Source organism: Bacillus thermozeamaize, from assembly GCA_002159075.1.
Classification (GTDB): domain Bacteria; phylum Bacillota; class Bacilli; order ZCTH02-B2; family ZCTH02-B2; genus Bacillus_BB; species Bacillus_BB thermozeamaize.
In genome coordinates, this window is record LZRT01000061.1 from 1 (window position 1) to 22,643 (window position 22,643).

The 22,643-nt window shown below is 51.3% G+C and carries 20 protein-coding genes; 16 read left to right on the plus strand and 4 right to left on the minus strand.

Annotated features, from left to right (window positions below; all coding sequences use genetic code 11):
- The first annotated feature begins 193 nt into the window (after window positions 1-193).
- Window positions 194-2,350 (plus strand): (p)ppGpp synthetase, encoded by a 2,157-nt coding sequence (locus tag BAA01_01020; GenBank protein OUM88435.1) that lies wholly within the window; start codon window positions 194-196, stop codon window positions 2,348-2,350.
- Window positions 2,351-2,375: 25 nt separating this feature from the next.
- Window positions 2,376-2,825, plus strand: coding sequence for a D-tyrosyl-tRNA(Tyr) deacylase (locus tag BAA01_01025; GenBank protein OUM88436.1), 450 nt, complete (start codon window positions 2,376-2,378; stop codon window positions 2,823-2,825).
- A 220-nt stretch (window positions 2,826-3,045) separates the two neighbouring features.
- Here BAA01_01025 and BAA01_01030 read toward each other — a convergent pair whose 3' ends face one another.
- Window positions 3,046-3,273: a spore protein gene (locus BAA01_01030; GenBank protein OUM88437.1), complete on the minus strand. Its 228-nt coding sequence runs from the start codon at window positions 3,271-3,273 to the stop codon at window positions 3,046-3,048.
- 107 nt (window positions 3,274-3,380) lie between these two features.
- Here BAA01_01030 and BAA01_01035 point away from each other — a divergent pair, with 107 nt between their 5' ends.
- The 13 genes from BAA01_01035 (at window position 3,381) to BAA01_01095 (ending at window position 20,929) form a co-directional block, all read left to right on the plus strand.
- Window positions 3,381-4,682, plus strand: a complete 1,302-nt coding sequence (locus tag BAA01_01035) for a histidine--tRNA ligase (GenBank protein ID OUM88438.1) — start codon at window positions 3,381-3,383, stop codon at window positions 4,680-4,682.
- A 142-nt stretch (window positions 4,683-4,824) separates the two neighbouring features.
- Window positions 4,825-6,600: an aspartate--tRNA ligase gene (locus BAA01_01040; protein OUM88454.1), complete on the plus strand. Its 1,776-nt coding sequence runs from the start codon at window positions 4,825-4,827 to the stop codon at window positions 6,598-6,600.
- 179 nt (window positions 6,601-6,779) lie between these two features.
- Window positions 6,780-7,364 (plus strand): hypothetical protein, encoded by a 585-nt coding sequence (locus tag BAA01_01045; protein ID OUM88439.1) that lies wholly within the window; start codon window positions 6,780-6,782, stop codon window positions 7,362-7,364.
- 19 nt (window positions 7,365-7,383) lie between these two features.
- On the plus strand, window positions 7,384-8,688 hold the full coding sequence (locus tag BAA01_01050; GenBank protein ID OUM88440.1) for an AAA family ATPase: 1,305 nt from the start codon (window positions 7,384-7,386) through the stop codon (window positions 8,686-8,688).
- A 95-nt stretch (window positions 8,689-8,783) separates the two neighbouring features.
- Window positions 8,784-9,203, plus strand: a complete 420-nt coding sequence (locus BAA01_01055; GenBank protein OUM88441.1) for an Rrf2 family transcriptional regulator — start codon at window positions 8,784-8,786, stop codon at window positions 9,201-9,203.
- A 41-nt stretch (window positions 9,204-9,244) separates the two neighbouring features.
- Window positions 9,245-10,402, plus strand: coding sequence for a cysteine desulfurase NifS (locus tag BAA01_01060; GenBank protein ID OUM88442.1), 1,158 nt, complete (start codon window positions 9,245-9,247; stop codon window positions 10,400-10,402).
- Between the two features lie 196 nt (window positions 10,403-10,598).
- Window positions 10,599-11,087, plus strand: a complete 489-nt coding sequence (locus BAA01_01065) for a hypothetical protein (protein ID OUM88443.1) — start codon at window positions 10,599-10,601, stop codon at window positions 11,085-11,087.
- Between the two features lie 18 nt (window positions 11,088-11,105).
- The gene (locus BAA01_01070; protein ID OUM88444.1) at window positions 11,106-11,309 is read left to right on the plus strand and encodes a hypothetical protein; all 204 of its coding nucleotides are present in this window, start codon (window positions 11,106-11,108) and stop codon (window positions 11,307-11,309) included.
- 23 nt (window positions 11,310-11,332) lie between these two features.
- Window positions 11,333-12,448, plus strand: a complete 1,116-nt coding sequence (locus BAA01_01075) for a hypothetical protein (protein OUM88445.1) — start codon at window positions 11,333-11,335, stop codon at window positions 12,446-12,448.
- A gap of 122 nt (window positions 12,449-12,570) precedes the next feature.
- A complete protein-coding gene (locus tag BAA01_01080) occupies window positions 12,571-14,040 on the plus strand; it encodes a 23S rRNA (uracil-5-)-methyltransferase RumA (protein OUM88446.1) in 1,470 nt (489 codons plus the stop codon).
- Window positions 14,041-14,318: 278 nt separating this feature from the next.
- Complete coding sequence (locus BAA01_01085; protein ID OUM88447.1) at window positions 14,319-15,560, plus strand: MFS transporter; 1,242 nt, start codon at window positions 14,319-14,321, stop codon at window positions 15,558-15,560.
- A 215-nt stretch (window positions 15,561-15,775) separates the two neighbouring features.
- Window positions 15,776-16,783: a hypothetical protein gene (locus BAA01_01090; GenBank protein OUM88448.1), complete on the plus strand. Its 1,008-nt coding sequence runs from the start codon at window positions 15,776-15,778 to the stop codon at window positions 16,781-16,783.
- A gap of 75 nt (window positions 16,784-16,858) precedes the next feature.
- On the plus strand, window positions 16,859-20,929 hold the full coding sequence (locus BAA01_01095; GenBank protein OUM88449.1) for a hypothetical protein: 4,071 nt from the start codon (window positions 16,859-16,861) through the stop codon (window positions 20,927-20,929).
- 288 nt (window positions 20,930-21,217) lie between these two features.
- On the opposite strand, the gene BAA01_01100 is transcribed toward BAA01_01095, so the two are convergent.
- The gene (locus BAA01_01100) at window positions 21,218-21,658 is read right to left on the minus strand and encodes a hypothetical protein (protein ID OUM88450.1); all 441 of its coding nucleotides are present in this window, start codon (window positions 21,656-21,658) and stop codon (window positions 21,218-21,220) included.
- 174 nt (window positions 21,659-21,832) lie between these two features.
- On the opposite strand from BAA01_01100, the gene BAA01_01105 reads away from it, so the two are divergent.
- Window positions 21,833-22,129, plus strand: coding sequence for a hypothetical protein (locus tag BAA01_01105; GenBank protein ID OUM88451.1), 297 nt, complete (start codon window positions 21,833-21,835; stop codon window positions 22,127-22,129).
- A gap of 21 nt (window positions 22,130-22,150) precedes the next feature.
- Here the strand turns inward: BAA01_01105 and BAA01_01110 are convergent, their stop codons facing one another.
- Window positions 22,151-22,354: a hypothetical protein gene (locus tag BAA01_01110; protein OUM88452.1), complete on the minus strand. Its 204-nt coding sequence runs from the start codon at window positions 22,352-22,354 to the stop codon at window positions 22,151-22,153.
- Window positions 22,351-22,632 carry a hypothetical protein gene (locus BAA01_01115; protein ID OUM88453.1) on the minus strand — a complete coding sequence of 94 codons (282 nt, stop codon included), beginning with the start codon at window positions 22,630-22,632 and terminating at the stop codon, window positions 22,351-22,353. The genes BAA01_01110 and BAA01_01115 overlap by 4 nt, the downstream gene beginning before the upstream one ends.
- Window positions 22,633-22,643: the final 11 nt, after the last annotated feature.

The following is a 22,643-nucleotide window of genomic DNA, read 5'->3' on the forward strand; positions in this document are numbered from 1 at the left end:
GTTCCTGCATTTTGCGTAAGTACTCGCGACGGCTTTGTAGAGACATTCTCACGTCACATCCCCTCAGTAAGATTTTGACGTGAGCGATCCACAATCCTTTCGGTAAGATTTTACCTGAGTGATCGCGCTGTCTTTACAAGTTCCTCGAAAAAAGGGATAATTAAACGTAAAACCTATATGGGTGAGAGAGAAAATGGGCATCGAGGAACTTTGTAAAAAATTGGATTATTTGTCCGAAGAGGAACGGGCACAGGTACGTGAGGCTTACCGTATGGCCGAAGAAGCGCACAAAGGCCAAACGCGGAAGTCGGGGGAGCCTTACATTTTCCATCCGCTGGCGGTGGCCGGCATTCTGGCCGATTTGCAGATGGACGTTTCGACCATTGTGGCCGCCTTGCTGCATGATGTGGTGGAAGATACCGAGATTTCCCTCAAGCAGATTGAGGAACGGTTTGGCCCAGATGTCTCTCACCTGGTGGACGGCGTGACCAAGCTGGGCCGCTTGAAATACAAGACGAAGGAAGAACAGCAGGCAGAAAACCACCGGAAAATGTTTATCGCGATGGCCAAGGACATCCGGGTCATTCTGATCAAACTGGCCGACCGGCTTCACAACATGCGGACGCTCAAGTACCTGAGCGAAGAAAAGCAGCGCGAGATCGCCAACGAGACGCTGGAGATTTTCGCGCCGCTTGCACACCGGCTCGGGATTTCGACGATCAAGTGGGAGCTGGAAGACATTTCGTTGCGTTATCTCAACCCCCAGCAGTACTACCGCATCGTCAACCTGATGCAGAAAAAACGCTCGGAACGGGAGCAGTACATTGAAGAAGTGATCCGGACGCTCCGGGAAAAACTGGCCGAGATGATGATTGAGGCCGACATTTCCGGGCGTCCCAAGCACATCTACAGCATTTATCGCAAGATGGTGCAGCAGAAGAAGCAGTTCAACGAGATTTACGATCTGCTTGCCGTTCGCGTGATTGTCAACAGCATTCGGGACTGCTATGCCGTGCTGGGGATTATCCATACGTTGTGGAAACCGATGCCGGGACGCTTCAAGGATTACATCGCCATGCCGAAACCCAATATGTACCAGTCCCTGCACACGACGGTGGTAGGGCCTAAAGGAGAGCCCCTGGAGGTGCAAATCCGGACGTGGGAGATGCACCGGACGGCGGAATACGGGGTGGCAGCCCACTGGGCATACAAGGAAGGGAAAGCGGTTACGGATGATGAAGCATCCCGGAATCTTTCCTGGTTTCGCGAAATTCTGGAATGGCAACAGGATTACCGCGATGCCAAGGAGTTTATGGAATCGCTGAAGACGGAACTTTTTTCCGACGTGGTGTTCGTCTTTACCCCCAAGGGGGATGTGGTCGAACTGCCCAGCGGTTCGGTGCCGCTGGATTTTGCGTATCGGATTCACACGGAAGTGGGGAACCGGTGCATCGGCGCCAAGGTCAACGGCAAAATTGTCCCGCTGGATCACCGGTTAAAAACGGGTGACATTGTCGAAATTCTCACCTCCAAACACAGCTACGGGCCGAGCCGCGACTGGCTGAAGATCGCCCAGTCCTCGCATGCGCGCAGCAAAATCCGGCAGTGGTTCAAGAAAGAAAAACGGGAAGAAAATATCGCCAAGGGCCAGGAAGAGCTGGAGCGGGAACTGAAAAAGCAAGGTTTCGCGCCCGCCGAATGGATGACCAATGAAAAGCTGGAAGCCGTCGCCAAGGCCTATAACCTGGGAAGCCGCGAGGATTTGCTGGCCGCGCTGGGGTACGGCGGCATATCGCTGAACCAGGTGATGGGCAAGCTGACAGAGAAGGCCCGCAAGGATCAGCGGGATGATCTGAACCTGAGTGCGGTCAAGCAGCATTCGCCGTCGGAGAGCAAGCCGACGCATGGCGTGCGGGTCAAGGGCGTGGATAATCTCCTCGTTCGGTTTTCCCGTTGCTGCACGCCGGTGCCCGGTGATGAGATTGTCGGGTTTGTGACCAAAGGACGGGGAGTCTCCATTCATCGCAATGATTGTCCCAATATCCAGCAACTGAAAAAGGAGCAGGATCGGATTATCGAGGTGGAGTGGGAAGGGGTGGACGACTCGTCATCCTATCCGGTAGATATTGAAATTACGGGCTATGATCGGAAAGGTTTTCTCAATGAAGTGCTGCAAACTGTATCGGAGGCCAAGACCAACATCTCCGCCATTTCCGGCCGTTCGGACAAAAACAAGGTGACCACCATTTTGATGACGATCAATATCCACAATCTGGATCACCTCCATAAGGTGGTCGACAAGGTGAAGAGCATCAAGGATATTTATTCGGTTCGTCGCATCACGCAGTAAACAAGGAGCGTCAGGAGCTGAAAACATGCGCGTATTGGTGCAGCGGGTTCAGAGTGCGCGGGTGGAGGTAGACGGACAGACCGTCGGTTCGATTGGGCGGGGGTTGCTCCTGTTTGTCGGCATTACGCACCAGGATACGGCGGAGGAGGCGCGTTATCTGGCGGAGAAAGTGGCTCACTTGCGAATTTTCGCCGATGAGCAGCAGAAAATGAGCCGCTCGCTCCTGGATGTGGGGGGTGCCGTGCTGTCGGTTTCCCAGTTCACCCTTTACGGCTCGCTGAAAAGAGGAAGGCGGCCGGAGTTTCTGGCGGCGGCCCGGCCGGAACAGGCGAAAGCGATATACGAGCGGTTTAATCAACATCTCGCTGAACTTGGTGTGCCGGTTGAAACAGGGCGCTTTGGCGCGATGATGCAGGTTCATCTGGTCAATGATGGGCCGGTGACCCTGCTTTTGGAGCACCCGCAGAATGATTGACGCGGTTCGCCGGCCTGGATCTGGTATCCCTGTTTCATCTATACATACATATTTCTTCCTTTCTGCAGGCACAATGATTTGGAGAGCCATCCTTTCAAAACAAAACCTTGAGCGGTATAATAAGGTGGAAAAAGGCTTCCCGAAGGAAGCCTTTTCTAAAGGTCATGAGATGATGTGAGTACTGGCTTGACGGTTTGCTTAAAAAGCAGGGTTTGAGGGGTTAGGCCCTGGGGAATTGCTGGTTTGCCAATTGTTGCTCAGCAATCTGGACCAGGCGGCGGGTGATGTTTCCACCAATCGCACCTGTGTCGCGGGTTGCCATCGTTCCCCAGTAGCCATCTTGAGGGGTCTGGATGCCCAGCTCTTGAGCAATTTCGTATTTCAGCTGCTCAAGCGCCTGTCCGGCTTGAGGGACGACGAGGACATTTCGTTTTTGTCCTAATGCCATCTTTATCACCTCCGCATTCTTATCATGAGCTGACGTTAGAGAATTATGATCCGTAAATTTTGCCAGGCATGTGCGGGACAAGCTCTGGTCCAAGGGCCGGGGAAGCGATGCAGTATGGGAAGGAGCGAAGAAAAGTGACGATTGGCATGCCGCGGGGGACGTATGACGTGTTGCCGGAGGAGATCCATCGCTGGCACCATCTCGAGCATTTGGCGCGGGAGTGGGCCAGGCGTTATCATTTTTCCGAGGTCCGAACGCCTATCTTTGAGCATACAGAGTTGTTTCAGCGTGGCGTCGGGGAGACGACCGACATCGTGGAGAAAGAGATGTACACGTTTACGGACCGCAAAGGGCGCAGCCTGACGCTGCGCCCTGAAGGGACGGCGGCCGTCGTCCGCAGTTTTGTCGAACACAAGGTATATGCCCAGCCACAGCCGACGAAGTGGTATTACCTGGGGCCGATGTTCCGTTATGAACGCCCGCAATCGGGCCGTTTCCGGCAATTTGTCCAGTTTGGCGCGGAAGTGCTGGGAAGCTCGGAACCTTGCGTCGACGCCGAGGTGATTGCCTTGGTGGACGACTTTCTGCGTTCACTGGGAATCCGCCAGTTCCGCCTGGAATTGAACAGCCTCGGGTGTTCCGAGTGCCGCCCGCGGCACCGGGAAGCGTTGCTTTCTTCCCTCCGCCCGGTGAGGGAATCCTTGTGCCCGGATTGCCAGTCGCGACTGGAACGCAACCCGTTGCGCATCCTGGACTGTAAAAATGAACGATGCCGGCAGCTGACCGCTGATACGCCGTCCATTCTGGATCACCTTTGTGACGGTTGTGCCGATCACTTTGCCCGCGTCCGAACCTTTCTTGACCGGTTGCGGATTGAATATCATGTGAACCCGCGAATGGTTCGCGGACTGGATTATTATACCCAAACCGCTTTCGAATTTATCGCTGAGTCGGTTGGCGCGGTAGGGACGATCGCCGCAGGAGGCCGTTATAACGGACTGGTGGCCAGTCTTGGCGGTGAGGATGTTCCGGGCATCGGTTTTGCCACGGGACTGGAACGGCTTCTGGCGGTGATGAAGGCCGAAGGGGTGGAGAGCCCTGCGCCGGAGAGACTGGATTGTTATGTCGTCGCACTGGGGGAAGAGGCCCGAGCCACCGCCTTTGCCCTGCTGCGCCAGCTTCGTCAGGCGGGTCTGGCCGCCGATCTGGATCACTTGAACAGAAAGCTGAAGGCGCAACTGAAGGCGGCAGACCGGTCTGGGGCCAAGTGGGCGCTGATTCTGGGAGAAGAGGAGTTGTCCCGGCAGACGATTCAGCTCCGGAATATGGCTGACGGGTCACAGGAGGAAATTTCCTTTGCCGATGTGATCCCCCGTCTGTCGGCGACAATGAAAGCAAGAGAACAGTGACGAAAAAAAGGGAACAGTGACATCGAGAAACATCGGCGCCGGATGGGCGCCGGATGAAACACGAGCGTGCGGGTACGACACGAGAGAGCGGTACAAAAGGAAAAGAGTCTGGGAAGCTTGAGAGAAGGAGAGAAGGAATTTGCTGTTGCGAACACATGCGTGTGGTGCATTGGGGCTGGAGATGGTCGGTCAGAAGGTGACGCTGAACGGCTGGGTAAACCGGCGGCGCGATCTGGGCGGCGTGATTTTCGTTGACTTGCGCGATCGGAGCGGGATCGTCCAGGTGGTGTTTCACCCGGAATTTTCGGCAGAAGCCATGGAAGTGGCCGATCGCTTGCGGAATGAATATGTCATCGGTGTTCAGGGGGTCGTCGTGGAGCGGGATCCCGAGACGGTCAACCCGAAACTGAAGACGGGAAAGATTGAGGTTCGCGCCGAGCAAGTGGAGATTTTAAATCCATCCAAGACGCCGCCGTTTCCCCTGGATGAGCAGATTGAGGTGGATGAGGCGGTGCGGCTCAAATACCGCTACCTGGACTTGCGCCGGCCCCAGATGCAGCAGATCATGCAGCTGCGACATCGGGCGGCCAAGGTGATCCGGGATTTCCTCGACACGCATGGATTCTGGGAGATTGAAACGCCGCTGTTGACCCGGAGCACGCCGGAAGGGGCGCGTGACTTCCTGGTTCCCAGCCGCTTGCACGAAGGGGAATTTTTCGCTTTGCCGCAATCGCCGCAGTTGTACAAGCAGCTGTTGATGATTGCGGGTGCGGAGCGTTACTACCAGATTGTCCGTTGCTTCCGGGATGAGGACCTGCGCGCGGACCGGCAGCCGGAATTCACCCAGGTGGACATCGAGACATCCTTTATGTCCGCCGAGCAGCTCCAGGATTTGATGGAAGAGATGATCGCCGAGGTCTTCCGGCAGACGATCGGCGTGGAACTGGAACGTCCTTTCATGCGGCTTAGTTACCGCGAAGCGATGGATCGCTTTGGCACAGACAAGCCGGATTTGCGATTCGGCATGGAGCTGAAGGAGATCAGCCATGTCGTCGCCGATTGCCAGTTTCAAGTGTTCCGCAATGCCTTAAAAGCGGGCGGGCAGGTGAAGGTGCTCAATGCGCCTGGATGTGCCGGCTACAGCCGCAAGGAGATTGATGAGCTGGGCAAGTATGCGGCTCGCTTTGGGGCCAAGGGGCTGGCCTGGATGCAGGTGACGGAGGATGGGGTGAAAAGCCCGATCGCCAAGTTCTTCAGCGAAGGGGAGATCCAGCAGATCCTCCAGATCAGCGAAGCCAAGGCGGGGGATTTGTTGCTCTTTGCGGCTGACAAACCGGATGTTGTCGCCAGCGTGTTGGGCAACCTGAGGCTGAAGCTGGCGGAGGATTTGCGGCTCGTCAAGGAGGACGATTACAAAATCCTCTGGGTCACCGACTTTCCGTTGCTATCCTATGACGAAGAAGAGAAGCGGTACGTGGCGGAACACCATCCCTTCACCATGCCGAGGCCGGAAGATATCCCGCTGTTCGACACCGATCCGCTGGCGATTCGCGCGCAGGCCTATGACATGGTTCTCAATGGCCATGAGATCGGCGGCGGCAGCATGCGGATTTACCAGCGCGAAGTTCAGGAAAAGATGTTTCAGGCGATTGGCCTTTCGCCCGAAGAAGCGCAGGAAAAATTCGGTTTCTTTCTGGAGGCTTTCGAGTACGGTGCGCCGCCGCACGGGGGAATCGCATTCGGTTTCGATCGCCTGGTGATGCTCCTTGCCGGAAAGAACAGCCTGCGCGAGACGATCGCTTTCCCGAAAACGGCCAATGCCACCGAACTGATGACGGCGGCGCCGTCGCCCGTCAGCCAGCAACAGCTGGATGAGCTTCACCTGCGGATTGTGAAAAGCGAAAAGGCTTCGGTGTAACTGGGGCCGATGGGCGTTCATTTGACGCTGAATTGACCGGCATGTTACAATACACTTGACAGATGTGGGCCGAGATATGCGTGAAAACTCCTTCTACGAAGGGGTTTTCTTTTTGGATAAACTATTGGCATGGTCAGGATGGGTGCATGTCTGAAGAGTGGACAAAGGAGGGCCCGCGATTGCGCTTGGGAGTGGATATCGACGGTACCATCAAGCAGACGCAGCGTGCTGCGGTCGAGGTGTTTAATCAAGAATTGAAGCGGGACGTCCGGTTGGAGGAAGTGACCACCTTCCATCTTGATGAGGCGTATGGGCTGACGCCGAAGGAAGGCGCGCGCCTCTGGCGGAAGCTGGAACCGAAAATTTACCAACTGGGCGTGCCCCTGGAAAATGCGGCGGAAGCGTTGAATCAACTGGTGCGGGAAGGGCACGAGATCTTCTTTGTAACCGCCCGGCCAGGGATGAGGCATATTACGGAGATTACGAAGAACTGGCTGTCCCGTTATCATTTTCCCTTTAACGGGAAAAATCTGTTCATGGGTTCACAGGACAAGGCGGCGGTTGCGATGAGGCTTTCGCTCGACCTGTTTTTTGAAGATGCGCCGTATCATCTGGATCGGCTCACGGAAGCCGGCATCCCGACGGTGATTGTGGATGCCGTTTATAACCGGGATTATCCAAAACCGCTTCCCCGGATCACTTCCTGGGAGGAAGGGGTCCGGCTGGTCCGGGCGCTGTCGGGCAACCGGATGTCCAGTCTGTAAATGCCGAGAGGGTGCAACGATGGACCTTTTTGCGTATGATGAAGAGAAAATGGCGCCGCTGGCGGCCAGGATGCGACCTCGCCATTTGGACGAGATGCTGGGTCAACAACACCTGATCGGAAAGGGCAAACTGCTCAGGCGGGTGATCGAATCCGACCGGCTCACCTCCGCCATTTTCTGGGGCCCTCCTGGCTGCGGAAAGACCACGCTGGCCCGTGTCATTGCCGAGACGACATCGGCTCATTTTGTGACGATGAACGCCGTATCCGCCACCGTCAAGGAACTGCGGCAGGTGATCGATGAGGCCGAGGAGTTGCGGCGGCTGTACGGACGGAAGACGATCCTTTTTCTGGACGAGATCCACCGCTTCAACAAGGCGCAACAGGATGCCTTGTTGCCGGCGGTTGAAAAAGGGGTGCTCATTTTAATTGGCGCCACGACGGAGAACCCCTACTTCGAGGTGAATTCGGCGCTTCTCTCGCGCAGCCAGCTGTTTCCGTTTTACCCGTTGTCTGAGGCAGACATCAAGGAAGCGGTCCGCCGGGCGCTTGCCGATGGCGAGCGCGGTCTGGGCCGCCTGGCGATCCGGCTGGATGAGGAGGCGCTGGATTACATCGCCTCCCGTTCCAACGGAGACGTGCGGGTGGCGCTGAATACACTTGAACTGGCCGCCCTGTCGACGGAAGAAGATGAGACGGGTGTCCGGCACATTACGCTGGCGGTAGCTGAAGAATGCCTGCAACAACCCGCGCTTCGCTATGATCGCGGCGATCACCGCTATGACATGATGAGTGCGCTGATCAAGTCGATTCGCGGTTCCGATTCGCAGGCAGCGCTTTACTGGCTGGCATGCATGCTGGAAGGGGGCGAAGATCCGAAAGTGATTGCCCGCCGTCTGCTGGTGCATGCTTCCGAGGATATCGGCTTGGCCAACCCGCAGGCCCTCGTGCAGGCAGCGGCCACCTGGACGGCGGTGCAGGCGGTGGGAATGCCGGAAGCGCGGATCAACCTGGCCCAGTGCGTCATTTACCTGGCGGAAAGCCCGAAGTCAAACAGCGTCATCCGCGCGATCGATGCGGCCATGAACGACGTGCGCAGCCGCCCTACAGGCGAGGTGCCCCTGCATTTGCGCGACACGCACTACGCCGGCGCCAAAAAGCTGGGACACGGGAAAGGGTACAAATATCCGCACGATTATCCCGGCCACTGGGTCGCTCAGCAATATCTGCCGGATGAATTGGTCGGGCGCCGTTACTATGAACCGACCCGGCAGGGGCAGGAGGCTTCGATCTGGAAAAAATACCAGGAACGGTTCAATCAGTAAACAATTGGAATTCCCATCGGAAACAGGTAGAATAAAATTGAAAGGGATCCCGGAGTGTGAGATGTAGCCTCTGGGCTGACAGAGGAGGGTCCACATTGAAAGTTTCGACAAGAGGTCGGTACGGATTGGTTTTGATGATAGAGCTGGCCAAAAGCTACGGTGAAGGGCCGGTTTCCCTGAAGGCGATTGCCGAACGCCATGGCTTGTCAGAGCATTATCTGGAACAGCTGGTCGCCCCATTGCGGAACTCAGGGCTGGTCAAGAGCATCCGGGGCGCTTACGGCGGGTACGTTTTGGCCCGAAAACCGGAAGAGATCACGGCAGGCGACATCATTCGGGTGCTCGAAGGGCCGATCAATCCGGTCGAAGTGGAGGAGGAAAATGAACCCGGCAGCCGCCACCTTTGGATCCGGGTCAGGGACAGCATTACGGAAGTCCTGGATTCGACGACGCTGCACGATTTGATTTCTTTGTCCGGTGACGAAGAGGCCGAAGCCTACATGTTTTACATTTAAACCGAAACAAGCGAGCGCTTCAGGAAAAGAGGGTTTGAGGGATGATTTACTTGGATCACGCCGCTACGACGCCGGTTCACCCGGCTGTGGCCGAGGCGATGCGTCCCTATCTGGAAGACAAATTCGGCAATCCTTCCAGCCTGCATCGCGTTGGCCGGATTGTGCGCCAGGCGATCGATGAGGCGCGGGAAGTGATTGCGTCCTGTCTTCACGCGGATAGTTCAGAGCTGATCTTTACGAGTGGGGGAACGGAGGCAGACAACCTGGCTGTTTTCGGAACGGCTTGGGCCGCCCGGGAGCGGGGGATGGGCAATCACGTGGTGACCAGCTCGATCGAACATCACGCCGTGCTGGACACCTGTGAATTCCTGGAAAAAATGGGCTTTCGTGTCACCTATCTTCCCGTCAACCGCCATGGTGAAGTGGATCTGGATGCGCTGGAAGCGGCCCTGACCGATCAGACCGTGCTGGTTTCAGTGATGCTCGGCAACAATGAGGTGGGCACCCGGCAACCGATTGAAACCATCGGTTCCCTGGTACGGGAACGGGGCGCTTTTTTTCATACCGACGCGGTACAAGCCATGGCCCTGGAGTCGCTCGATTGCCGGACGCTGCCGGTCGATCTGATCACCATTTCCGCCCACAAGATCAATGGACCGAAGGGTGTGGGAGCCCTTTATGTCTCCCGGCGTGTTCCCATCGAGCCCCTGCTTCATGGAGGATCGCAAGAGCGGCGGCGGCGGGGCGGCACGGAAAATGTGGCTGGGATTGTCGGGTTTAAAGAGGCGGTCATGCTTCCCCGCCAGTCGATGAAGGAACGGTTTGAGCATTACCAAGGGCTGCGACAGACAATGATCCGGGAACTTGTGGAACGCCTGGGAAGCGAACGGGTGGTCATCAACGGTCATCCGGAACGGGTCTACCCTCATATCCTGAATGTCAGCTTTCCCGGGGTGGACAGCGAGACGCTTTTGATCCGTCTCGATCTGGAGGGCGTCGCCGCATCCAGCGGGTCTGCCTGTACGGCTGGTTCCCTTCAAGCCTCCCATGTTTTGGTTGCGATGGGCCTGGAAGAGGACCTGATACGATCCGCCGTGCGCTTCAGTTTCGGGCACGACACGACCGAGGAAGAGGTGGTTCAGGCGGCGAAAATTGTGGCCGATATCGTCCAGTCACTTCCGTCACACTCCGGTGTGTGAAGGGATGTGGCAATCGCATCTGCCGGCGCAGTTTTTCAACAGTTTTTTAGTCTGCGCATGGCAGTTTTTTTTATGGGCGCAAACGGGACTTGCGGTTCATACTAAATACAGCTTGAACTGCAGGTGGAGTTGCCGTGATTCTGCTTGCTGCCTGTTGTGGGATATTTTATGGCGGCGTTTGAAGGGAGGGTGCAGGGTGAGAAAGGCACAGGATTTGATCGGCCTGTCAGTGGTTGTTCAGAACACGGGAAAACAGGTGGGGGTGGTCAGAGATCTCTACTTTGACGCTTCTTGGCGTCTTCAGGGACTGATCGTCGAAAACAAGGGCCTCCTTCGCCGGGCAAAGTGCATTCCAATAAAAGAAGTGGCTGCATGGGGCGAGGATGCGATCATGGTGCATGGGAGGGTCAGCCTGCAGGATTTGCCGGACGGGGTGTATACGCTTTACAGCGGCCAAAACAAGCTGACGGGCAAGGATGTGATGACCACCGCGGGGGACGGCCTGGGGCAGATCCAGGATGTTTATTTTGTTGAAGAAATGGGAAACCTGATTGGGTGTGAACTGTCTGAAGGCATTTTGTCCGATCTCCGGCAGGGAAGAAAAATTTTCCCGTGGCCTGAGGAGTTGACGATAGGCGAAGATATGATCCTGGTGCCGGAACAAGCGGAGGCAAGGACGGAGTAACGTAAGAGGAGTGATGGCATGCATTATCTGTGTCCCAACTGCAAGTCGCGGAATATCGGCAAAATCGGCAGCCACCATTATTATTGCTGGGATTGTTTCATTGAGTTTGGCGTGCAGGGAGAACTGATGATGCTGTATGAGGTGGAGGAGGACGGCAGCCTCATCTCATTGGATGATCTCTTCAGCGAATCGGAACGCCATGTGTCGCATCACCTTTATTAATCCATAATGATGGGGCGGGAATCATGCCCTTTGCAAAGAACAGGCTCCTGTACGTACTTATTGTTTCCCTGTTGGCGATCGGGTTATTGGTTCTGTTATGGCACATCAGGCCGGTTCTGTCCTGGATCTGGAATATACTCAAACTCATCCTGACCCCCCTGCTCATCTCCATGATCGTCGCATACTTGTTAAATCCCGTGGTCAATTTGCTGCACCGGCGGAAGATGCCGCGATCTGTCGCCGTGCTGCTCATTTACGGCACCTTTTTGCTGGCGATGGTGTTGTTGTTTGTCAACCTCTTTCCTGTCTTCGTTCGACAGATGCGGGACTTGCTGGAACACTTGCCGGAGTGGACGGCGCGGTTGCAATTGTGGCTGAATTATGTTTACCAGCACCGTTTCATGCTGCCCGGCGCCTTGCAGATGAGCATTGAACAGGCAATTGTAACGGCCGAGCAGTGGTTTACGGAAAGAACGACCCATCTCATTCGAAATTTGCCTTCGACGGTAGAGCCCCTGGTGATGCTGATCACGATCCCCTTTGTGACCTTTTACCTCCTCAAAGATCATGAGGTGATGGAACGTCTGGTGATGACCTTTGTCCCGCTGGACAAGCGGCGGGAAATCAGCCGCCTGTTGCGGGACATCGATATGGCGCTGGGCAACTACATCCGCGGTCAGCTGCTGGTTGCCTCGTTGATCGCCTTGTTGGCGTATATCGGGTATTGGCTGATTGGCCTGCCTTATTCGCTGCTGCTCGCCCTTTTTGTCGGATTGATGGATATCATTCCCTATATTGGCCCCTACCTTGGGGCGGTTCCGGCCCTGCTGGTGGCGCTGACCGTGTCGCCGAAAATGGTGCTGTGGGTGCTGATCGTCAATGTCATTGTGCAATTTGTGGAGGGGAATGTCCTCTCGCCTTTGATTGTGGGGCGGACCGTCGATCTGCATCCGCTTACCATCATTTTTACGGTGTTGGTTGGCGGGAAGGTGGCGGGGCTGATGGGTTCGCTGCTTGCGGTGCCTTTTGTCGTGGTTGCCAAAGTGGTGCTGGAGCATCTTGTCGCCTATATCATCCAGCGCAAACGGATGGTGGCGGCGGGGCACCCGGATGACCCGGAAGCAGGGGAGAAGCCGTGATGGTTTTCGTGCCTCGGTCAAGACTTGCCAACCTTTTTTCCCGCATGGTATAGTGGTATTCGCGACATTCAAGGGCTGTTCCTTGACCGGGATCGAGCCTTTTTTTGTGAGGAGCGGGTAACATGGCACGGCATGGGGATGAACTGGAACTGGACATCCAACGTCTTGATCACAAAGGATGGGGCATCACCCAGGTGACGGAAACGGAAAGCCCGGAACATGAGGATGGGGACGGGAACAACCTGGGGGAAGGGAGTCATCGGAAGAAGCCGCGCGCGTGGACGATTCGGGTGCCGTACACGATTCCCGGGGAGAGAGTCCGCGTCGTTGTTCGGAGGGGAAAAAAACGCGGCAAGAAGCTGGAAGCGCAGCTTTTGGAAGTGCTTCAGCCCCATGGAGGACGGGTGGAACCGCGCTGTGCCCATTTTAGCCGGTGCGGCGGGTGCACATGGCAACACGTGAATTATCGGGAACAATTGGCCGCCAAGGAAGCCTATGTGAAGTCTTGTCTGCAGTCGGCCGGTCTGGACGAGCGTGTGGTCAAGCCGATTGCCGGGATGGAGCGGCCATGGTATTACCGGAACAAGATGGAGTTTACCTTTTCTCCCGAAGGACGGCTCGGACTGCACGCACAGGGGGATTTCCGCACCGTGATTCCGCTGGATGACTGCCTGATTGCGGGGGAGGAGATGGTGCAGGCAGCACGGGAAGTGGCCGCCTGGGCCAGGGAGCATGGGCTTCGCGGCTACGACAAGCTGGTCCACCAGGGGCTCTTGCGCCATCTCATGGTGCGGCAATCGTTTGCGACAGGGGAGCTGATGGTGGCGTTGTTTGCCACGGAGCCGCCTTCTCCTCCGAACAGCCAGTCCGCGAATCTGCAGCACGCGGTGGACGATCTCGTTGTCCGTTTGCGGGAACGGTGTCCCTCATTGGCCAGCCTGTTGTGGATTGTCAACCGGGGCGTGGCGGACAAGACCGACGTGGAAGAAATGATCTGCCTCTTCGGCCGGGAATATATCCAGGACGAACTGTGCGGGTTCCGGTACCGGTTGAAACCGCAGACCTTTTTTCAAGTCAACCCGGTGCAGGCTGAGCGGTTGGTGGAAATCGCGCTGCAGCAAGGCAACCCGCAGCCCGATGAGCGGGTGATCGATTTGTTTTGCGGTGTCGGCACCTTTTCGCTGCCTTTTGCGCGTCGGGCAAAAGAGTTGGTCGGGATCGAAATTGTCGAAGCGTCCGTAGAAGCCGCGCGGCAAAATGCCTTGGAGAACGGCGTGGACAACGCGCGCTTCGTCACGGCCGATGCCCGGAGGGGATTGGATCAGGTGTTGGCTGAGCATCCGGGTGTCGATTTGCTGCTTCTTGATCCTCCCCGTTCCGGCGCCGGCAGAAAGGTGATGCGGAAAATCGGCCGCGCCCGTCCGAAGCGGGTGGTGTACGTCTCCTGCAATCCGGCCACTTTGGCGGAAGACTGCGCGGAACTGCTGCCGTTTGGATATGAGCTGGTCGAAGTCCGGCCGGTGGACATGTTCCCCCATACGGCGCATGTGGAGTGTGTGACACTGTTGGATCGAAAGGGAGCTGAGGGATAAGCTTCCTTTTTGCGTTAAAATTTTGGAATTGTTAGAATGGGTATGTCGATGAACCTGTGAAAAATGCGCAAAGTGTTACCAGGTTATCGAACTGGAATTGGGCTAGATAACAATCGGGCAAGATAACTGGAATCGGGCAAGATTGATGTGCAGGCCGCTTTGGATATACTGAAAATTGCATGTCTGTTTCATCGGTGCCGTCTCATCAATCGAGAAAGCATATGGACAAATGACGCTATGACATGCGACGTCATTGTTCATGATAGGGGAGATCCTTTCTGGGAACGAATCGTGGCTGGAAACGGGACATTATTCTTTTTTTGGGCAGTCAGAACATCTCGCTTTTCGGCACTCATTTGGTCCAATACGCCATTTTTTGGCACATCACCCTGTCAACGAAATCCGGTGCGGTTTTGACCATCTCCATTTTATGCGGTTTTCTGCCGACTTTGATTTTGTCGCCGTTTGCCGGCGTTTGGGCGGACCGCTATCACCGGAAATGGCTGATCATTCTCTCTGACTCGTCCATCGCCATCGCTACGCTTGTTTTGGCCCTCTTGTTTTTGTTGGGGTACGATGCGCTTTGGCTGCTCTTTGTGATGTCGGCGGTGCGTGCGCTTGGGTCGGGCATACAAAACCCGGCTGTGGGGGCGATGATTCCCCAGCTGGTGCCTGCCGACAAGCTCACGCGGGTGAATGCCATCAACGGAAGCCTTCAGTCGTTTGTCATGCTTTGCTCGCCCATCGTCAGTGCGGCACTGCTCACAGTGGCTTCGCTGGAGATGATCTTTTTCGTTGATGTCATGACCGCGGCGGTCGCGATCCTGATATTGCTCATTTTTGTGCATGTTCCTGTGCACGCCAAAGCATTGCAGCCGTCGACGGCCGGTTATTTCGCTGACATGCGGGAGGGGTTGCGCTATATTAAAGACCATGAATATGCGCGAAAGTTTTTTGTGTTTTGCGCCTTTTTCTTTTTCCTTACCGCACCTGGCGCATTCTTGACACCGCTGCAGGTTGCGCGCAGCTTCGGTGACGAGATCTGGCGTCTGACGGCGATTGAAATCGCTTTTTCCGTCGGGATGATTCTAGGCGGGGCCATCTTGGCTGCATGGGGTGGCTTTCGGAACAAAATTCATACGATGTCCTTGTCATGTCTTGTGATTGGTTTCTGCACATTCGGACTCGGTGTGGTGCCCGATTTTTGGATTTATTTGTTCTTCATGTGGCTCATCGGCGTCGTATTGCCGTTTTTTAACACCCCGTCGATGGTATTGCTTCAGGAGAAAGTGGAGGAAGATTATCTCGGCAGAGTGTTCGGCGTATTTACGATGATCTTCAGCTCCATGATGCCTTTGGGGATGCTTCTGTTCGGCCCCATATCGGACATGGTCAAAATCGAATGGCTGCTGATGGGGACCGGTCTGCTGCTGTTTATGCAAGCATTTTTTCTGGTCGGCAGCAAAGCGCTGGTGGAAGCAGGCAAGCCCGTCCCGAAAGCGTCCGCCGAAGAAACATGATCCCGTTTGGGACGCCTGCGGTCAAGATGGTTTTGCCGTTGGACAGATGACCCACTCGTGAGGTCCGGTCTTTTTCGATTGATTGAGCGCACCTGGTGCTGACCAGTTGATTCCCGGAGCGGAGATATAATAAAGCAAGACCGTTGCTTAACGGCTATCAAACTGACACGGCGCAGAGCAATTTGTTACACTGGGCATAAGAAGGAGGTGCGCCAGTGGTCAAGCTGGGTGTTTTGGATCAAGTGTTTGTGAGCGAGGGGCGAACCGCCCATGAGGCGTTGCAGGAATCGACCCGACTGGCTCAAGTGACGGAGGCCCTTGGCTATTCCCGTTTTTGGGTGTCGGAGCATCATGGCATGCGCGCCATCGCTTTTTCCAGTCCGGAAGTGCTGATCGCCCATCTGGCGGCCGCCACCACCCGGATACGCGTCGGCGCGGGCGGGATCATGCTTCCCCATTACAGTTCTTACAAAGTGGCCGAGAATTTCCGGCTGCTGGAAGCGCTCCATCCCGGCCGCATCGATCTCGGACTGGGACGCGCCCCTGGCGGCATGCCGTTGTCTACCCAGGCCCTGCAAGAGGACAAATATGTCGACATCAACAAATACCCGCAGCAGGTGCTGGACCTCATCGGGTATTTGTACGACGCCATGCCGGACGGGCACCCGTTCGCCAACTTGCTGGCCGCCCCTGACATCCCGACGGCGCCTGAGATTTGGCTTCTTGGTTCCAGCGGCGAGAGTGCCCGATATGCGGCGGTACTTGGCACCTTTTACGCTTTTGCGGAATTTTTCGGCACGCCCGGCGGAGTGGAAGCCATCGCGTATTATCGCGGGCATTTTCAGAAAAACCCGGTGTTGGAGAACGGGCCATCGGCGATGATCGCTACCATCGTCATATGCGCCGAGACGGAGGAAGAAGCGGATCGCTTGGCCAAAAGCAGTGACTTGCTGTTTCTCGGCATCCGCACCGGCAGGGAGTTTCCGCACTTGCCTTCGGTGAAGACGGCGCTGGAGTATCCGTATACGGAAGAGGAGAAGTACCTGATTCGGAAAATCCGCAGGCGAAGGGTTGTCGGAACGCCGGAACAGGTGAAGGAACGGTTGCTCCGGCTGGCCGAGGAATATGACGTGGATGAGATTCTCATCAACAGTCCGATTCATGACCAACAGGCGCGCATCCGCTCGTACGAGCTGATCGCGGACGCGTTCGGGATGAGCTGAAACAGTGGCTAAAAGTTATAATAAAGTTTGATTTCTTATTGAAAAAACGTGAAAAGGAAAGAAGGTGAAATATTCATGTTTTTTTCTAAGTCTGATCAAGGAGCACAGTCAGCATGGAGAGGGTATTCATCTCAAACGTTATATATTGCTTCAAGAATAATAAGCGAACCTGAAAACTATGAATTTTATCCAGAACAACTAGAAGATTTATTGATTAAACAAGATGGACATATTATTGAAGTAGTACAAGTTAAAGATTTATCGTCACCTCTTACTTTATCTCATTTAGCTTCAACAAAAGAGTCCAAAAGTGAGAGAGGTTTTTTTAAAAGAATTTGTAGCTTACGTTATGCCGAACCTATGTTTAAAACTATACGTATTGTGTATTTTGGAGAGCTAGGGGCAGAATTATATGGCTTTTCCATTGGAAATACCTCGGATAAAAAGAAGATATTTGATAAACTCATCAATGAGCATGAGCTCTCAAGTGATGAGGCATCATGGATTTTATCCAAATTGGTATTTCAAAAAGTTGAAAAAAAAGCCTTGGAAGAACAAATCATGAATCAATTAAAATCTTTTGTTTCTACAATGGCTGCACCAGAGCTTGCCAAGACCCTTTTGGTTCAATATGTAGCAGAACTATCAAAAAGCAGAAGTTATACATCGTTAACCCTTTGGCAAGAAAAAATATATAGAATTGGTAATGATATAGCTGCAATGGACGGCTATTTTAAAGAGTATCAAAAGTCCATTACTCGTTTATGTGACATCACCTCAGAAAAATCCATTGAAGAACTTAGACAAGAGTTTTCCCATGGTGTTTCAGCTCATCCCGCACATATACGTAACAATTTGGATTTAGTTCGCATTGAGTGGCTTGAGAAAATAGCGTCGTCTTTAGACAAACATAAAGCAGTTATTGTTAAAGGTGTATCAGGGCAAGGGAAAACAGCATTGTGCCTCAGGTTCATTCTGAATAATTATCATGAGCAACTTGTGTTTTGTGTTACGCACATTCAATCATCTAGACAGGCAGAAAATTTGGTTAACGTTTTACAAGGCATTACTAGGCACACGCAGGACATTATTGTTTATATCGATGTAAATCCAGGGGAGCCGAATTGGACATTGCTTTTGCAAGAGCTTCAGTTAAGAGGGATTTCTGTACCTATACTAGTCTCAATCCGAGAAGAGGATTTCAAGTTATCAAAAGTAGATTCAAGCAAAATAGTTTTTGATGAAATCGATTTAAAATTGTCCAAAGAAGAAGCGCAAAATATTTTTACATCAATCACATCAAACAAGCCACATCCTATATTCCGGAGTTTCGAAGATGCTTGGTGTCAGTTTGGTGAAGAAGGACCTTTTTTAGAATTTATGTATCTTCTTAACAATAATCAGACTTTGCGTCAACGTTTGGAGGCTCAAATCGATAGATTAATAAGTGAAAATGTTCCTGATTCGTGGCTCATGTTATTGAATTTAGTATGTTATGCCGGAAGGATTGGCTCTCCAGTATCGTTTGAAAATGTCAAACGAGAATCCAATTGCGAGAATGCCATTGCAGCTATACATAGAATGAGTAAGGAGTATTTGATAAAAAGTTCAGAAGACGGTTTTTATATTGAAGCGTTGCATCCATTAAGAGCATCGATCATTTGCGATATTCTTTCTGATAGAATGGCTGTTGATTCTTCTGAAATACTCATAAAGTGTTTAAAATGTGTGGGGAAACGATATCCACAATTACTGTTGATGGATTATTTTACTCAAAAACCATACAATTCTGCGTTGATCAAGCAAATAGCAAATATTCCCTGTCGTGATTGGACAGTATTTGCATCTATGTTAAAAACAATGTTATGGCTTGACGTCAAAATTTATGTGGAACGAAATCAGAAAGTCTTTGAAGATCTAATTACCAAAAAAGGTACTCAGTGGATAATATTCTCTCCTATCGACATAACAGGAGAATTAGTTCCAAAACAGTTATTTGCAGATGTGTTATTTGAAGCATTATCAGAAAGGTACAAAGAAGTAATTAATCATAATGAAATTGAAAGGACAAAGAATTGTTTAACCAGTTTTGAAATAATGTATGAAATTACCGATTTATGGATGCAAAATTCTAATATTCCTTCTGATCTTCCTCGTTCTGATATCGAATGGTCTGATTTCGGATATTCATTGTTTTGGTTAGCAAAAAGAAAACAAATAGTTGATTTGCCTTTTACGAAAGAGATGTTTGAGGAAGCTGTAAAATATGGTGATATTAAATCTAAAGCTGATGCAATGTTGGGATTATATCTACAAGGAAAAATTGATTGGTATAATGCTTGTGAGCCTATTTTGAGAGAGAGGTTGATAAGTCACTATAACGTAATAAAAATGGTAATTTTGGAAAACGAAGTATCGTGTGAATTCGTCCCACCAATTTTTAATGAGAATGAAAGATATAATATTAAGAACGTAAATCATTTTTGGGTAATGAATATGGTTGATCTTCTAAGCAGGTTATACCACGATAAAGAATATGTTGGTGCAAAACTTGTTGGGGTGGATTTGTTTGGTGATTTAGGGTTTCCTGCCTACGATAGTGAAAAAAGAATTCATAGGTCTAATTTACCAGATCCATGGGTAACGGAAATAAATAGATTGTTTAGAACTCGTATATATTTCAGCTACAGACCTATAAATTGGCAAGAGTATAATCAACAAGTAATTACTATACGCCAAAAAACATTAGACTTGATAAGAACTTTCATTACTTCTGTTGATTATATTTACAGAAAGCGTTTTATAAATAATGAACGGATGAGCAAATTACTTAAAAAGATAAATGATGTAAAAAAACTACTGCACAATGACATTTTGCTTCCAAAAAATGCTGTTGACCCTTATTGCCTTTATAGTGAGGGATTTAATATGCAGGAGAAAGATAGTGATACGCAGGAGAAAAATAGTAACCAAATAATTAATAATAAGTTTACATTAGGGCTTTCAATATATTTGTATAAGGATTTTACGAAAAGTTTTAAGGATACATTTCATAATTTTTTTCTTTTTGTTGATAGATTTATTAACATATTATTTTCGCGAACTAAAGGCTTAAATTATAACTTAAAGGATTCAGAACTTGCTCTTATTAACATATATGATTCAGCTAAATCACTCTTTAAGATGCAGCAGGAGTATTCCAAGCTCTTTTTACGATATGCGCCAGAGGATTATATTCAATTTGAGCGTGAAGAAGTTGAAGGAATGATTACGCTTTTAAACATAGCACATCATGTGGTAAATAATCCTCCACGCGGTATTGCAATTGCATATGATGCCAAACAACGTTACAGGAAAATAGAGAAGCTTGTAAATAAAACTTTCGAGAAAAGCGTTATAGTAAGGAAAATCATTGTTGTTGAAAATTCTGATGTAGAATATACAAAGACTATGTTTCTGTTGCAGGACTGTGATTCGTTAGAACAGATACAGATTGAACAATTGTTTAAGAATATGTGTCTAAGATTGCGGGAACAATGGCAAGATGCTGTTGCTTACAACAGCATGAGATGGTACCTTGAAACACAATGGCCGACTATGGTTTTTGCTCCCTTGTATAAAGGTTTACCTGTACTTGGTGGATATCGAATGCCTTTATATAAAATATTGGATGTTAATGAAGATCTAATTGCCACCCCTCTTTTTCCCGCAATAATTCCTATGGAGGTTTACAATCAGTTAGATATAGATTTCTCCAAAATGGATAAATGGCTAAAGGCCGCTAGTTATGTGGAAAAATTAAGGTTATTGTTCATTCAATATAATATTGTTGTTAGTAAGATAACCAGTGAATCTGATATTTGCGAACAAGGCATAGCAATTTACCTAGAAAATTTCTCGAACTATATTTCTGATACAATGACTAAAATAAATGAATTTATCCAAACGGGTATAGATATACTACCCAACATTGAAGATAACGTGGCAATGGAACTTTGCGGGATCATTATTACTTCCTTCGATGAAATGGAGAAAATTATTAATGGTATGAGTTCATTAGAGCCTCTCGATGAATTGCCTGAATTGCTTAGGGACGTTACTTCTTCTATGATACTACTATTTCCTTATGTAGTTGAAAATTGTTGAATTAGTATTAATTTAGGATATGGGAAGCGATATGGTGTAGATATGTTTTGCAAGCTGATTACCTAGACGTTTGGTATAAAAGAGAATTAAAAAGGAGAGCCGTTATGAAAGTAAACCTTCTGGGCATCTCTGGCGGGAAGTTTTAAAATATTAATTTTAAAACATACCGTTAGTAAAATGACATTTAAAACATAAAAAAGAGAAGGCTTGATGAAAATGAAAAATATTGGTATTTTTATAGGCAGTCTTCGCAAAGAATCATGTTGGGGGAGTAAGCTTTTTGGCAAGTTATTCCGGCTCTCCGTCCAAATGCGGTTCAATCACATCCCTGAACAATAAATTTCGGTATTTGAACTTGCTGAAGGGATAGGCGAACAACAGTGCCACACCGTCATCCTCGATGGTGATGGTCTCCAGCACCGCTGTTCGGACCAGGGGCCGGATCAACTGATGGACAGCAGCTGTTTTCCCCTTCTGTATCGCGAGCGCCAAATGCCTGGCGAATGAGGTATTCTTGGCAAGTTTTAGATAAAAGGGCAGTATGCTGCGGGCGATGGAACGGTGGACCGGTGTCTCGAAAAAAAGCACCGATCCGGGTGGGATAGTAATGCCGTTTGCGTAGTTGTCAATTGGCGATGGAAAAGGGAATGACACGAAATAACCTATCCCATTGGATCCCATGCCTTGTTTTGCCGCCAGGGGTGAGACAAGACGCAGCAGCTTTTCCATAGTTGCCAGATCCGTTTTTACGACTGCTTTGCTCCACAGGCTGGCATACCTACGGTTATGATGTCCTTTAACACCCATTCTACCAAAGATGAGGAGCCCTTTTTCATTTTTTATGCCATGTTACTTGCGAAATCCGGGATAATTTAAGTAGGGGAAATCGAGGTGCTTGCCATGATGCGTGTGGTCGAGATGCTGCCTGAGGTGTTGCAGAAGAAATTGGAACAAGGAGAACCAATTCAGATCATTGATGTCCGTGAACCGGAGGAGGTGGCCATGGGGATGATTCGCGGTGCCCGCCACATTCCTCTGGGAGAACCTGCCTTATCGCATGAAAGAGATCGATCCCGACGCGGAGGCTGTGTTGGTCTGCAAAATTGGCTACCGCAGCAAAATCGCCTGTCAGTACCTTATGGCTCAAGGTTATACCAACGTCAAAAATTTGCTTGGCGGGATGCTGGCCTGGTCAGATGAGGCAGGGAGAAAAATATTCTGTCAAGCTTCTGAGAAAATGTCAGGTTTATTGTTCTGTAAAAATAGTGATCTCGCCTGATGCCCGACCTCAGGCAGCGGCCGGTAGGCCGGTTCCGCCTCTTGCGGCGCCACAGCGAACAACCGGTTGTGCTTGTCAATCAGTTCCGGCAACACCCGATTGGCTTCCTCCATGGTGCACACGTTGCGCAAGCGCAATTCGATCACCAGACGATCCTGAAAGGTTCTCCAAAGCCGCTCGATGCGTCCTTTGGCTTGCGAAAGACAGCTTCGATATGCGTGATGCCCAAATCAGCGATGGCTTGGCCAAAGGTGGTTAGCGACGCGGGCTGACCCACTGAACGCCGGCGCACGCGTGCAGGGCGCAAGCCGCCTTGGATGAGAATGCGCCGGACGGAAGAGGCGCTTAAACGGATGTTTTCGTACTCCGCCAACAGCTCGGTAAAATGGGTGCAATTACTGCCGTAATAGCGTTCCTGATACAAGTGCTGAACAT